Source organism: Brachybacterium sp. (assembly GCF_036379615.1).
GTDB lineage: Bacteria > Actinomycetota > Actinomycetes > Actinomycetales > Dermabacteraceae > Brachybacterium.
In genome coordinates this window covers 44,640-57,592 of the sequence record NZ_DASVGJ010000036.1, presented here as the reverse complement: position 1 = coordinate 57,592, position 12,953 = coordinate 44,640, and the positions used below count along the sequence as shown (strand labels likewise).

Below are 12,953 nucleotides of genomic sequence, written 5' to 3'. Positions count from 1 at the left end.
AGCCTATTCCACCAGGCGGGCGCGGTGAGGGTGCGGCACCGCGCCGTCAGCTCCGTTCGATGATGTCGTCGGGGTCGTCCGCGACCGGGTACGCCCACGGATCGTCGGGGTCGGTCGGCACGAAGGAGGTCATGATCGAGCCGTCGGCGCGCTCATCGCCCAGACCGACCGGCCTGGCCAGCACCGCATCATCGAGCAGCGGGCCCTGGTCGGCGAGAGCGACCGAGACGCCCGCGGCACCCACCGTGACGGCTTCGCCTCGCACCGTGACCTCGATCTCGTCCCCGGACTCGAGGGTGAAGGAGATCTCCTCGCGCACCAGGCGCACGCGGAAACGGGAGGCGCGCACCGTGAGCGGGAAGGACAGCTCGGGCCAGTCGGCCGGCAGGCGCGGATCGAAGGAGAGGCGTCCCTCGTCGTGGCGCATGCCGCCAAAGCCGTGGACGAGCGCGTTCCAGACCCCGCCGGCGGACGCGATGTGCACGCCGTCCGAGGTGTTGTGGTGGAGGTTCCCGAGGTCTACGAAGAGTCCGGCGCGGAAGTAGTCCAGCGCCGCCTTCTGGTGCCCGACCTCCGCCGCCATGATCGACTGGACCACGGCGGAGAGCGAGGAGTCACCGGTGGTGATCGGGTCGTAGTACTCGAAGTCCGCCCGCTTCTCCTCGGCGGTGAACTCGCTGCCGCGCAGGAACAGCGCCAGCACCACATCCGCCTGCTTGAGCACCTGGAAGCGGTAGATCACCAGCGGATGGAAGTTCAGCAGCAGGGGGAAGGCCTCCTCAGGAGTGCTGGAGAGGTCCCAGATCTCCCGTTCCAGGAAGCGATCCTCCTGGAGATGGATCCCCAGCGAGGAGTCCTTGGCCACGTGCATGCCCTCCGCGCAGTCCTCCCACTGCTCGAGCTCCATCTCGTCCAGACCCAGCTCGACCCGCAGCACGTCGTAGGCGCTCGCGTCAGCCTCCCGCAGCTCGCGCACCGCCCGGGCCGCGCGGCGCAGGTTGAAGCGGGCCATGACGTTGGTGAACATGTTGTTGTTCACCACGGTCGTGTACTCGTCGGGGCCGGTCACGCCGTTGATGTGGAAGCTCGCGCCACCATCTGTCCGCAGCCGCCAGAAGCCGAGATCCGCCCACATCCGGGCGGTCTCCACCAGCACCTGCACCCCGTCGCGGTGCTGGAAGTCGAGGTCGCCGGTGACGTCGGCGTACTGGGCGAAGGCGTAGGCGACATCGGCATCGATGTGGTACTGCGCGGTGCCCGCGGCGTAATAGGCCGAGGCCTCGTCGCCGTTGATCGTGCGCCAGGGGTACAGGGCCCCGCGCTGGTTCAGCTCCCGCGCCCGCTCCCGAGCCTTGGGCAGCAGGTTCGTGCGGAAGCGCAGCGCATTGCGCGCCCAGCGCGGCTGCGTGAAGGTGAGGAACGGGACCACGTAGATCTCGCTGTCCCAGAAGTAGTGCCCCTCGTAGCCCGATCCGGTGACGCCCTTGGCCGGGATCCCCCACTGGTCGGAGCGGGCCGCGGCCTGGGCGAGCTGGAACAGGCACCAGCGGGTCGCCTGCTGGGCGGCGGGCTGCCCGGGCAGCTCGACGTCCGAGCTCCGCCAGAAGTCCGCGAGATACTCTCGCTGCTCCTCGTGCTGCGCGTCGAATCCCGCACCGCGCACCCGGTCCAGGGTGCGCCGGCAGCGGTCGAAGAGCTCGCGGTGGGGGACCGAGCGCGAGGAGTGGTAGGCCACCGCCTTGCGGACGGTCAGCGCCTGGCCCTGGCCGAGCTCGGCGCGGACCACCTGGCGGCCGAGGTCGGCGGTGGTGTCCACGAGCTGCTCGACCAGGGCGTCGGACTCCACCTCGTGGTCCGCGCCGATGGCCAGGGTCATGCCGGAGTTCGCCACCCGGTAGCCGAGCAGCATGCGGCGATCGCTGTGCCAGTCCTGGAGCGGTTCGAGCACACGGTGGGTGAAATCGGTGGTCCGGCGCGGATCGGCCTTGTCGGTGACCGGGCTGCCGTCGACCCCGGCGCCGAAGTCGTCCCGGAAGTCCTCCCGGTTCAGGATCTGCGAGGAGATCGCGATCGGGGCGTCGCCGTCGAGCATCTCCACCCGCAGCGTCATCAGGGCGAGATGCCGCTGGGCGAAGGACACCATGCGGGAGGAGCTGACCCGGACCCGCTTGCCCGCCGGGGTCCGCCAGATCAGCTCGCGTCGCAGCACCCCGTCGCGGAAGTCGATCCAGCGCTCGTATTCCACGAGGTCCGCGATCGACAGCAGCAGCGGCTCGTCGTCCACGTACAGCTTCATCACGGAGGAGTCCGGCACGGAGATCATGGTCTGCCCGGTGCGTGCGAAGCCGAAGGCGGACTCCGCGTGGTTGATCTGCCACGTTTCGTGGAAGCCGTTGAGGAAGGTGCCGTGACTGTCCACGTCGCGGCCCTCCTCCGGCGTGCCGCGCATGCCCAGGTAGCCGTTGGCGGTCGCGAAGAGGGTCTCCAGATGGCCGAGGTCGCCGTTCGGTCGGGACTCGACCAGGCGCCACTCGTCCAGCGGCAGGTGGGTGCGGTCGACGGGATCGGCGGGCACGGAACGGCGGCGACTCATGCCAGCTCCTCCAGATCGACGACGACGAGGGTGGCGCCGGCCTCGGCGAGCTCGGCCGTGCCGGCTCCGCGGTCGACCCCGACGACGGCGCCGAAGTCTCCGGCGGCACCGGCTCGCACGCCGGAGACGGCGTCCTCGTAGACCACCGACCGTGCGGGGTCCACGCCGAGCAGCCGTGCGGCGTGGGTGAAGGTGTCCGGTGCGGGTTTGCCGGGCAGTCCCTCCCGGGCGGCGACGTTGCCGTCGACGATGTGCTCGAAGCGCTCCAGCAGGCCTGCCCCGCGCAGCACCTCCTCGGCATTGCGCGAGGAGGAGACGATCGCCAGGCGCGCGCCCGCGGGAAGGGCGTCGAGGAAGGCGATCGTGCCCGGATAGGGCGCCACGCCCTCGGCGCGGAGCAGCGCCAGGACCAGCTCGTTCTTGCGATTGCCGAGGCCGCGCACGGTCTCCTCGCCCGGAGTCTGGTCCCCGGGGTCGGAGTCCTCGCCCTCGGGCAGGGTGATCGCTCGGGAGGTGAGCAGGGCCCGCACCCCGTCGTACCGGGGCTTGCCGTCGACGTGGGCGAAGTAGTCCGCCTCCGTGTACGGCTCCGTGACACCTCGTGAGGAGAGGAACTCCTCGAACATCCGGGACCATGCCCGCATGTGGACCTCGGCGGTGGGGGTGATGACCCCGTCCAGATCGAAGAGGTGGGCCGTGAACTCGGCAGGTCGGAAGGAATGCTCAGCAGTCACGGGCGCCATCGTACGGGCAGCGGCAGCGGCAGCGGCAGCGGCAGCGGCAGCGGCAGCGGCGGCGGAGGCGGAGGCGGCGGCGGAGGAGGTCGGCGGGGCGTGGGGGCAGCCGTGGCCGTGGAGCGCACTCGTGGGCTAGTCTGCCCTCGTCCGCATCCGCGCTCAGCGCCGGTGCGGAGCGGCCGAGACCCTTCCGAGGAGAAGATGACTGTCACGGAGTCGCTGCCCGTGGTGGATGCGGTGCGACGTGCGCTCGAGATCGATGAACTCGAGAACGGCGAGCTCGAGATCGACGAGCTCGGGATCGATGGGTCGACCCCCGGCGGGCACCGCCGGGTGCGTGCCGTCCTCACCCTCACCACGAACATCGCCCTCGCCCCGGCCCGGCTGTGGCCGCTGCTCACCAGGCCCGCCGAGCTCGCACGCTGGCTCGGGCCGGTCTCCGGCGACCTTCACGAGGGCGGCAGATTCGAGGCGCCCGGAGGGGTGTCGGGCCGTGTGCTGCAGATCGCGGAGCCCCATCGGCTCTCGCTGACCTGGCAACCGGGAGCTGACGGGGCGGAGGAGCCCCTGCTGCTCCGTCTCGATCCCGAGGACGACGGCACCACGCAGCTGCGCCTGCGACATACCGTGCGGCGCGGGTCCGAGGAGTTCGCACGGCAGGGGCCCGGCTCCGTGGCTGTCGGCTGGGAGATCGCCCTGCTCGCCCTCGCCGCACACACCGACGGCTGGCGCGGCACCTGCCTGGTGCCCGCCCCGGCCCCCACCCCGGACTGGCTGCACGGACCGCAGGGCGCGGACTACCTGCGCGCCTGGTCGGTGCGGTGGGCCGCGGAAGCGATCGCAGCCGGGGTCGACGAGCAGGTCGCGCGTGCGGGCGAGCGCGAGACCGTGCGTCGCCACCTCGAGGTCTGAGCCGCTCGCGTCCGGTCGGCGGAACTCTTTGCCCTGGCTCACGACCGGGTGACAGACTCGCTCGGTGACCACCCCCGCTGCGAGCTCCTCCCCCCGTGATCCGGGCAGCTCGCGGCGGGTGCTGCGCACGCTGGTCCCGTCCGTCTACGCCCCGACCCTGCTGGAGTTCGTGGGCCTCGCGGCCCTGATGCCGGTGGTGCCGCTCCTGGCGCGGGACCTCGGCTTCAGCGTCCCGCAGGCCGCAGCGATCACCACGATCTTCGGGCTCACCTCCTTCCTCGGGCCGATCCCCGCCGGGCGGCTGATCGCACGGATCGGGGCACGATCCGCGCTCGTGCTCACGGGGGTGCTGCTGGTGCTCTCCAACCTCGCCGCCTTTGCGGTGATCGGGCCGGTGCTGGGCGGAGGCGGGGGCGATGCGGTCCACCGAGTGGCCCTGGTGCTGCTGCTGCTGGTGATGGCGGTGGCCATGCAGGTGTGGCACCTGGGGCGACAGTCCTATCTCGGCTCCGCGCTGCCGCCGACGATGCGCGCCCGCGGAATGACCCTGTTCGGCGGGGTGATCCGCATCGGCGAGGTGATCGGGCCGCTGCTCGGCGCGGTGGTGATGGCGCTGGGCTCGATGGCCTGGGTGTTCGTCCTGTTCGCCGTCGCCGCCGCAGCGGGCACCGTGATGATCGCCGTCTTCCTGCCGCCGGGGGAGACGGGGCCTCGGCCCGCCCCGCCGGGCGGGAGCCGTCGTCCCCGCAGCGAGGCCCGCAGAGGCCTGGACCGAGCGGTGCTGGGTCGGATGGTCGCGGTGGGAGCGGGCATCGCCCCGGTGATGATGGCCCGGGTGAACCGGCCGGTGATCGTGCCGCTCCTGGGTGATGCTCTCGGCCTGGACCCAGTATGGATCTCGATCGTGTTCGGCGTCAGCGCGGCGCTGGAGATCCTGCTGGTGCTGCCCGCCGGGACCCTCATGGATCGCTACGGCCGCGCGGCGGTCGCGGTGCCCTGCGCCCTCCTGATGGGCGTCGGGTTCCTGCTGCTCGCCCTGCTCGGCACGGTGCTCATGGATCACGGACGGACGGCGGCGCTGATCGCACTGCTGGTGCCCTCGCTGCTGATCGGGCTGGGCAACGGACTGGGCTCGGGGATCGTGATGACCCTGGGGATCGATGTGTCCCCGGTGCACGGACGCACCGCCTATCTCGCCTGGTGGAACACCATGCTCGGTGCCGGCCGGCTGGCAGCGCCCCTGGTCGTCACCGGGATCACGCTCTTCGCGCCGGTGGCGATCGCCGGCGCGGCGACCGGGGCCGTCTGCGTCGCCGGCGGGATATGGCTGTCACGGATACTGCCCCGCGTCACACCCTCCGGGGGGACCCGGGGGAGATGAGGCGGGGCAGCAGGGCGGCCCGCAGGGCCGCCGTCGTGAGGGTGCGGGTGCGCCCGATCAGGCGGCGTCCGCCTCGAGGGCGTTCTCCGCGGTGCTCTGCAGCAGCTCCTGGGCGCCTTCGCGCGGCACCCCGCGGGCGATCGCGATCTCGGAGGCCAGCGGATCGATGGCCTGCCTGAGCAGGTTGCGCTCGGCGAGGCTCGACGGAGTGCCGCCCGAGTCGCGCACGATCGAGCGGATGACCTCGACGCGATCGGTGAGGCGGCCGGTCTGCAGCTGCATCTGCAGGGACTTGATGCGGTGGGCCCAGGAGGCCTTCTTCTCCGGGGCGGGGATCGGCTCGGCGAGCTGTGCGATCATCTCGACGATCTCGGACTCGCCCAGCAGCGGGCGCAGGCCGATGACGTCCTTGCCGTCGGCCGGCACCGAGATGCGCATCTCGTCATCGATGACCACCAGGTCGACATACTCCCGTTCGGTGTCGCGCACCGTGCGGGTGCACAGGGAGACGATGCGCACCGGCCCGTGGACGGGGTGGGTGAGCACGTCGCCGACCTTCGGGACGGTCGTGTCGACGGATGCAGCGGCAACGGACAAGGGGTACCTCCTCAGTGGACCTGCGCGCCGGCGGTACCCCGGACCTGGTGGGGTCGAGGCGGCCGCACCCCATGCCACCAGGACTCGGTCAGAGTCCGGAGAACGGGGTGATGAGAACAGCTCGAGTGCCGCTCGACCTGCAGGAACAGGGTGGCGGCACCTACGACGGCGCCACCCCATTCTCTCACGGATCTGACAACATATCCAGAGCATGACGTTTCCGTCTGGATCACACCGATCCCCGGTGGACGCGGGCGACGGCTCCCGCCGAGACGTCGACGTCGACGGAAGTCGGAGAGCTTCCCGCCCGACGATGCGGTTGTATGAGGGCATGACCTCTGCCGCTGCGACGACCGATGCCGAGACCCAGCTCGTCCGCTTCGAGGACGTCGGCGTCGTGGTCGACGACAACGTGCTGCTGCTCGAGGCGACCGGCGGCGTCCGAGCAGGGGAGGTTCTGGCGCTGACCGGTGCCAACGGCTCCGGGAAGACCACCCTGCTGCGGGTGCTCGCCGGGCTCATCGATCCCACGGCGGGCACGGTGCGGATCGAGGGCCGGGTCCCGGACGATCGAGACCGCGCCTTCCGCTGCGCGCTCGGAGCTCTCATCGGGCCGCCGCAGACGGCGAGGGACCTCACCGTCTCCGAGCACCTGCAGTTCATCGCTGCCACCTGGGGGATCCCGGCGGCCGACGGCGCCGAGCGCGCTGCGGAGCTGCTCGAGGAGCTGGGGATCACCGAGCTGGGCCGCCGCTTCCCGCACGAGCTCTCCAGCGGCCAGACCCAGCTGGTCTCCCTCGCCCTGACCTTCGCCCGTCCCGCCCGGGTGCTGCTGCTCGACGAGCCCGAGCAGCGACTGGACGCCGACCGTCTCGAGCTGGTGATCCTCGCCCTCCGTGCCCGGGCCGAGGCCGGGACCGCCGTGGTGGTGGCCACTCACAGCCCCCGACTGCTCGAGGCGCTCGCCGACTCCCGGCTCCACCTCGAGGACGCGCCGTGAGCGGAGAGCTCACCGCGGTCCGCGAGGTGTGGGCGCAGCGCTCCCAGGCCCGCACCCGCGCCGACGTGCTCTACCTGCTGTACGTCGTGGCGCTGAGCGCCCTGGTGATCGCGGCTCCGGGCCTGCAGATGGCCGGCTCGCTGCTGGCGCGTCCCGATGTGATCCCGGCGCTGGCCCACCCCCTCGCGCCGCAGGCCACCACCTCCCTCGCCTTCGCCGCGGCCGCTGCGCTGGTGCTGCTCGGCGCGGTGCGGGGCCCGGCGCTGCTCCCACCGTTCTTCACCGCCACCCTCGCCGCGAGCGGGATCCGCCGGCGCACGGCACTGTGGCGTCCCCTGGCTCGCGCGCTGCTGGTGCCCGTGCTCGCGGCGCTCACAGCGGCAGCGCTGGTCGCCGTCACCCTCGTCAGCGCCGCGCACGCCGCGACGAGCGGGGCGGTGCACTTCGTGATCGCGGCGGCGGGCACCGGTCTGCTGCTCGGTGGGGCCTGGCTGAGCGGTGAGCTGCTGCGAGGCGGAGCCCGTCGCCTGCTGGCGGGCGGCCTGGCGGCCGCCTCGGTGCTCGGCTCCTTCCTGCCGGGGATGCCGGGGCCCGGGCGCGCCTACCCGATGGCGTCCGAAGGGATGGGCACTGCGCCGGGGGTCGGGCTCTGGGCGCCAGGGCTGCTGCTCGCCGGTCTCCTGGTGAGCGGGGTGGGCATCCTCCTGCTCGACCGTGTGCGAGGAAGCGTGCTGCGGGAGCAGGCCGCGCGGTGGGATTCCGCGGGCACGCTCGCCACCACCGGGGACCTCGCCGGGGCCTCGGGGATGTTCCGCACCCCGCCCTCGGCCGGCCGCCGCCTGCGCGCGATCGGTCCGCGGCCGCTGGTGCTGCTGTACGCCAGGCGCGATGCGGTCTCCTGGCTGCGCAGCCCGGAACGGTTCGTCGTCGGTGTGGTCACGAGCCTGCTGGCGGCCGCAGTGCTGGCCGGTTCCACCCTTCTCACCGGTCCCCTGTCGTGGGGAGCCGTGCTGCTGGGCGCCGCGGCGCTGTGGGGCGCCGGCGGCACCCTGGTCGACGGGATACGGCACGGGGTCCACACCCTCGGCGCCCCGGCCCTGTTCGGGCAGTCGGCCGCGACCCAGGTGGTGCTGCACGCGATCGCGCCGCTGCTCCTGCTGAGCCTGCTCGCCGCCCTCGGAGGCACTCTCACCGGCGTCGTCGCGGCCGGGTTCGCCGTCGACGGCGGGCCGGGGCTGTCGGGGACGGGGCTGTGGGAGGCGGTGCTGCTGCCGGTCGCCCTGGCGCCGGTGATGATCATCGGGCGAGTCCGGGATGCGGCGAAGGGGCCGCTCCCGCTGGCCCTGGTCACCCCGATGCCCACCGCCCAGGGCGACCTCTCGATCCTTCCGATGCTGGCCTGGCAGTCCGACGCGATCCTGCTCGCCCTCGTCTGCGGTGCGGTGCTCGCCGGTCTCGGCCTGCTGGGACCCGCGTGGCTGCTCGGCGGAGCCGTGGTGCTCACCGCGGTGATGGCGCTGATGGCGCGAGTCCGGCTGCGGGAGCTGACGAGATGAGGACGGCGATGAGGACAGGTGCGAGGACGGCGATGACGACAGTCACGAGGACAGGGACGAGCACGCGTACGAGATCGGGGCGGAGCAGCCGATGAACGATGCCTGGAACGTGCGCACCACCGACAACCCGCTGGTCCGTCGGGCGGGCCGCATCCTGGCCGCCGTCAACGCCCGACACCCGTGGAACCACAACGCGCACTTCCACCCCTGGATCCTGCGCCACCTGCCCACGGGCACCGCCCGGGTTCTCGACGTCGGCTGCGGGCGGGGCGATCTGGTGGCGGCGCTCGCCGGCGCGCTCGGCCCGGGCGGACAGGTCGAGGGGATCGATCCCGATCCGGAGATGGCCTTCGCCTCCGCCACCCGCTTCGCGCCGCCCTCCCCGGTGAGGATCCGGCGGCGCACCCTCGCCGAGCACGCCGCCCTGCCGGAGCATGCGGAGCACTACGACGCCGTGACCATGGTGGCCTCCCTGCATCACATGGAGCTCGATGCCGCGCTGGGTCACGCGCGGGCACTGCTGCGTCCTGGCGGGCGGCTGCTCGTGGTCACGCTCACCAGGCCCGTCACCACGTGCGATCAGGTCTGGGATCTCGCGGGTGTCGTCACGAACCCGCTGATCGGCCTGGCGAAGCATCCACGGCCGGCGCGCTCCGCGGAGCCCGGCCCGACCGTCCCGGTGCGGAAGGCGGCCTGGTCCCTCGGCACCCTGCGGGAGCAGGCGGGCGTGCTGCTGCCCGGCGCGGTGATCCGCCGGCGGGAGGGGTTCCGGGCGACCCTGCGCTGGCGGAAGCCGGGAGAGGCGGCGCTCAGCCCTCGGCGTGCTGGGCGATGACCTCGCCCAGGTGCCCGATGGCCTCCTCGATCACGGCCGGGGAATGGGTGACGAAGCTCAGGCGCATGGTGGAGCGGTCTGCGTGGTCGGCGAAGAAGGACCACCCTGGCAGGTAGGCGACACCGGCCGCGACCGCCTCGGGGAGCATGAGCTGGGCGTCGTAGCCCTCGCCGAGCGCGGCCCACAGGAACATCCCGCCTTCGGGGTGGGTGACATGCGCGCCGTCGGGCAGCACCGGGGCGATCGCCGCCGCCATCGCGTCGCGGCGATCGCGGTACACCGCGCTCACCCGGGCGACATGCGCATCCAGATCCGTGGTCTCGAGATAGCGGGCGACCGTCAGCTGGTCCACCACCGAGGACTGCATGGAGATCGCGGCCTTGGCCACCGCCAGGGTGTCCAGGATCGGGCCCTCCGCCCGCATCCAGCCGATCCGCACGCCCGGGCTCATCAGCTTGCTCATCGAGTTCAGCAGGATCGTGCGCTCGCCCATGCCCGGCAGCGCCGCGATCGGTGCCCAGGTGCTGCCGGAGAAGCTCAGCGCCCCGTAGGGGTCGTCCTCGACCAGCGGCACCTCGGTGCGCTGCAGCACCTCGGCCACCGCCTGCCGGCGTGCGATCGGCATGGTGCGCCCGGTGGGGTTCTGGAAGGTGGGGATCAGGTAGACCATCCGCGGATGGTGGGTGCGGATCGCCTCCTCGAGGGCCTCGGGGATCACCCCGTCGTCATCGGTGTCCACCCCGATCATGCGGGCGCCGTGGACGGAGAAGGCCTGCACCGCCGCGAGATAGGTGGGCGACTCCACCAGCACCACGTCGCCGGGCTCGAGCAGCGCCTGGGCCACCACGAACAGCCCCTCCTGGGACCCGGAGGTGACCCGGATCTGCGAGGCATCGGTGGGCAGGTCCCGGGAGAGACGGCGAGCCGCCTGCTCGCGCAGCTCGACCTCGCCCTCGCTGACCCCGTACTGCAGCGCACGGTGGCCCTGGTGGCTGAGCACCCAGTCGTAGCAGGCGGTGACGTCCTCGAGGGCGAACAGCTCCGGATCCGGGATCCCGCCGGCGAAGGAGACGACCCCCTCGAGCGCAGCGAGCGCGAAGATGTCCTTCAGCGGGGAGGACTCCATCCCCGCGTACCGGGCGGCGACGGGGAAGCGGAAGGGATGCTGCGCAGGGACCTGCAAAGGGGACGGCGTCATCCGTCCATGGTGTCACGTGAGCAGGGCGCCCTCGAGGAGCAGCAGTGCCTGTTTCGTCTCGATCCCGCCCGCATAGCCCGTCATCGATCCGGTGCTTCCCAGCACCCGGTGGCAGGGCACCACGATCGACAGGGGATTGGAGCCGACGGCGGCGCCGACGGCCTGTGCGGCGCGGGGCCGTGCCAGGGTGCGGGCGATCTGCCCGTAGGTGGTGGTGGCCCCGCGGGGGATCGTGCGCAGGTGGTCCCAGACGGCGCGCTGGAAGTCGGTGCCCTCGGGAGCCAGCGGCAGGTCGAAGTCCTCCCGGTCCCCGCGCAGATACTCGAGCAGCTGGGCCTGGGCCTCGTCGAGGAGGGCGTGGGGGCCGCAGGCCGTTGCACCGAGCCGCTCCGGGGCGGGGTAGTGCTTCTGGTGCTCGCGCCAGACGCCGACCAGGCCATCCGGGGTCGCGGCCAGCACATAGTCGCCCAGCGGAGTCTCGAGGTGCCGGTGGAGGCGGGGGCGGTCCTCGGAGGTCGTGGGAGCGGTGGAGGTCATGGAAGGTCCTTCCTCAGGGTGCGCTGATGGTCCGGCAGGGTGTCCCGGTGGTGCCACAGATGCATCACCGCGTAGCTGCGCCAGGGGGAGGCCGCCCCGAGCGTGCGGTCCAGGTCGGTGAAGTTCTCGGCGAGCCCGAGCGCACGGGCCACGGCCAGCAGCGCGACGTCCCGCGGGGGCGCGACGTCGATCGCCCGGGCCCCGCGCAGCAGGGCGTAGTCGGCGGTCCAGGGCCCGACCCCGCGGATCGCCAGCAGCGCCTCGCGCAGTGCGGGCACGGGCAGTTCGGGCGAGGGGGTCGCGGTGAGCGCCTCGGTCAGGGTGCGCCGCCGGGCACCGGGACCACGGAACCACTCCTCGGCCCGGGCTCCGGCCTCGTGCGGCGAGACCGCGAGCCGATGGACCTGCGCGGTGCGCAGCGAAGCGGGCAGAGCGACACCGGCGAGATCGGTCGCAGCCTCGATCAGGGCGCGGGCGCGGTCGGTCGTGATCTGCTGGCCGACGATCGCCCACAGCAGCGCCTCGGCGAGGCTCGGGGTGCCGGGGATCCGCACCCCGGGACGGGCCGCCAGCAGCGGGCCCAGGACCGGCATCGCCGTGCGGAGCCCGTCGTCGATGCCGTGGGGATCGGCGTCGAGATCCAGCAGCTGCCGGGAGAGGGCGACGGCGGCCGCGTAGTCCCGCAGATCGGCCAGGCGAGCGGTCAGCGGCAGGGGCCCCTCGGCGGCCCCCAGGTCCACCTGCAGCACCGCGGGTCCGTGGGGGAGCCCCACGGCCCGGGTCCACGTCAGCCCCTCGACGTGCTCGACCCCGGGCAGCGCCCGGGCGGCGAACCATCGGGCCAGGCCTGCGCCGTCGAAGGGACGGCGCACGGCGAGGTCCGCGTGGACCTCCGCGGCGCCAGCGGCCTCGACGGCCGCGTCGCGAGCCATGGCCCGGCCTGTGCTCGCCGCGTCGGCTGGTCGCGCAGCGTCGGTCGTGACCGCGGGTCCGCCGCGGGGTCGTGCGCGGTCACGGATCGCCGACGGGGGTCGGCCATAGATCCGGCTCACGGTCTCGTGCAGCTGTCGCTCGCTGCCGAAGCCGGCTGCAGCAGCGATGTCCGCCATCGGCCAGGTGGTCGAGCCCAGCAGCTCGTGGGCCCGACGGGCGCGCGCCATCCGGGCGTGCGCGACCGCCCCGGACCCGGTGCGCTCCACCAGGGCGCGGTGCAGGGTGCGCTCGGTGACGTGCAGGCGGGCGGCGAGGCCGCTGACGGGCCGGCTCCCGTCGGGCCCGGCATCCAAGGCACCGGCCCGGATCAGCCCCAGAGCCCGATCTGCGAGAGTGCCGGCAGGGTCGTCGGCCTCGGCGCCGGGCGGCGCGAGCGGACCGCAGCGCTTGCAGGCCCGGTAGCCGGCCTCGACCGCGGCGGCGGCGCTCGCGGTGAACTCCACCCGGTCCCGACGCGGCGTGCGCGAGGGGCAGGAGGGGCGGCAGAAGATGCCGGTGGAGCGCACACAGGTGAAGAACACGCCGTCGAAGCGCGCATCGCGCGCGGTGATCGCGGCATAGCGCTGATCGTCGGTGAGGATCTCCATGCCCCCAGTGAACCCCTCGGCTGCCTG

11 protein-coding genes are annotated in these 12,953 nt (G+C 72.8%); 5 read left to right on the top strand and 6 right to left on the bottom strand.

Annotation, left to right across the window (positions count from 1 at the left end; translation table 11 throughout):
- Positions 1-46: 46 nt before the first annotated feature.
- Positions 47-2,593, bottom strand: a complete 2,547-nt coding sequence (locus VF289_RS06780) for a glycoside hydrolase family 65 protein (protein ID WP_330882387.1) — start codon at positions 2,591-2,593, stop codon at positions 47-49.
- Positions 2,590-3,336 (bottom strand): HAD-IA family hydrolase, encoded by a 747-nt coding sequence (locus VF289_RS06775; protein ID WP_330882386.1) that lies wholly within the window; start codon positions 3,334-3,336, stop codon positions 2,590-2,592. The genes VF289_RS06780 and VF289_RS06775 overlap by 4 nt, the downstream gene beginning before the upstream one ends.
- 195 nt (positions 3,337-3,531) lie before the next feature.
- Between VF289_RS06775 and VF289_RS06770 the strand changes: the two genes are divergently transcribed.
- Together VF289_RS06770 and VF289_RS06765 are read left to right on the top strand one after the other, a co-directional pair.
- Positions 3,532-4,242, top strand: a complete 711-nt coding sequence (locus VF289_RS06770; RefSeq protein ID WP_330882384.1) for an SRPBCC domain-containing protein — start codon at positions 3,532-3,534, stop codon at positions 4,240-4,242.
- Between the two features lie 64 nt (positions 4,243-4,306).
- Positions 4,307-5,623 carry an MFS transporter gene (locus VF289_RS06765; protein ID WP_330882382.1) on the top strand — a complete coding sequence of 439 codons (1,317 nt, stop codon included), beginning with the start codon at positions 4,307-4,309 and terminating at the stop codon, positions 5,621-5,623.
- A gap of 57 nt (positions 5,624-5,680) precedes the next feature.
- Here VF289_RS06765 and VF289_RS06760 read toward each other — a convergent pair whose 3' ends face one another.
- Positions 5,681-6,220 carry a CarD family transcriptional regulator gene (locus VF289_RS06760; protein ID WP_330882381.1) on the bottom strand — a complete coding sequence of 180 codons (540 nt, stop codon included), beginning with the start codon at positions 6,218-6,220 and terminating at the stop codon, positions 5,681-5,683.
- A gap of 331 nt (positions 6,221-6,551) precedes the next feature.
- Here VF289_RS06760 and VF289_RS06755 point away from each other — a divergent pair, with 331 nt between their 5' ends.
- The 3 genes from VF289_RS06755 (at position 6,552) to VF289_RS06745 (ending at position 9,611) form a co-directional block, all read left to right on the top strand.
- On the top strand, positions 6,552-7,220 hold the full coding sequence (locus VF289_RS06755; RefSeq protein ID WP_330882378.1) for an ABC transporter ATP-binding protein: 669 nt from the start codon (positions 6,552-6,554) through the stop codon (positions 7,218-7,220).
- A complete protein-coding gene (locus tag VF289_RS06750; RefSeq protein ID WP_330882376.1) occupies positions 7,217-8,776 on the top strand; it encodes a hypothetical protein in 1,560 nt (519 codons plus the stop codon). Before VF289_RS06755 ends, VF289_RS06750 begins: the two co-directional genes overlap by 4 nt.
- Positions 8,777-8,867: 91 nt before the next feature.
- Positions 8,868-9,611: a class I SAM-dependent methyltransferase gene (locus tag VF289_RS06745; RefSeq protein ID WP_330882374.1), complete on the top strand. Its 744-nt coding sequence runs from the start codon at positions 8,868-8,870 to the stop codon at positions 9,609-9,611.
- Here the strand turns inward: VF289_RS06745 and VF289_RS06740 are convergent.
- The 3 genes from VF289_RS06740 to VF289_RS06730 are packed head-to-tail and all read right to left on the bottom strand — an operon-like array spanning position 9,586 to position 12,926.
- Positions 9,586-10,809, bottom strand: coding sequence for a PLP-dependent aminotransferase family protein (locus VF289_RS06740; RefSeq protein WP_330882372.1), 1,224 nt, complete (start codon positions 10,807-10,809; stop codon positions 9,586-9,588). The genes VF289_RS06745 and VF289_RS06740 overlap by 26 nt on opposite strands.
- A 12-nt stretch (positions 10,810-10,821) precedes the next feature.
- Complete coding sequence (locus tag VF289_RS06735; protein WP_330882371.1) at positions 10,822-11,346, bottom strand: methylated-DNA--[protein]-cysteine S-methyltransferase; 525 nt, start codon at positions 11,344-11,346, stop codon at positions 10,822-10,824.
- Positions 11,343-12,926, bottom strand: coding sequence for an Ada metal-binding domain-containing protein (locus VF289_RS06730; protein WP_330882369.1), 1,584 nt, complete (start codon positions 12,924-12,926; stop codon positions 11,343-11,345). The genes VF289_RS06735 and VF289_RS06730 overlap by 4 nt, the downstream gene beginning before the upstream one ends.
- Positions 12,927-12,953 lie beyond the last annotated feature (27 nt).

What these genes read in the sequence shown, in the direction of transcription:
- VF289_RS06770 (WP_330882384.1), top strand. Translation starts at nt 3,532, where the DNA reads ATGACTGTCACGGAGTCGCTGCCCGTGGTGGATGCGGTGCGACGTGCG.
- VF289_RS06755 (WP_330882378.1), top strand. Translation starts at nt 6,552, where the DNA reads ATGACCTCTGCCGCTGCGACGACCGATGCCGAGACCCAGCTCGTCCGC.
- VF289_RS06735 (WP_330882371.1), bottom strand. Translation starts at nt 11,346, where the DNA reads ATGACCTCCACCGCTCCCACGACCTCCGAGGACCGCCCCCGCCTCCAC.
- VF289_RS06740 (WP_330882372.1), bottom strand. Translation starts at nt 10,809, where the DNA reads ATGACGCCGTCCCCTTTGCAGGTCCCTGCGCAGCATCCCTTCCGCTTC.
- VF289_RS06780 (WP_330882387.1), bottom strand. Translation starts at nt 2,593, where the DNA reads ATGAGTCGCCGCCGTTCCGTGCCCGCCGATCCCGTCGACCGCACCCAC.
- VF289_RS06730 (WP_330882369.1), bottom strand. Translation starts at nt 12,926, where the DNA reads ATGGAGATCCTCACCGACGATCAGCGCTATGCCGCGATCACCGCGCGC.
- VF289_RS06775 (WP_330882386.1), bottom strand. Translation starts at nt 3,336, where the DNA reads ATGGCGCCCGTGACTGCTGAGCATTCCTTCCGACCTGCCGAGTTCACG.
- VF289_RS06745 (WP_330882374.1), top strand. Translation starts at nt 8,868, where the DNA reads ATGAACGATGCCTGGAACGTGCGCACCACCGACAACCCGCTGGTCCGT.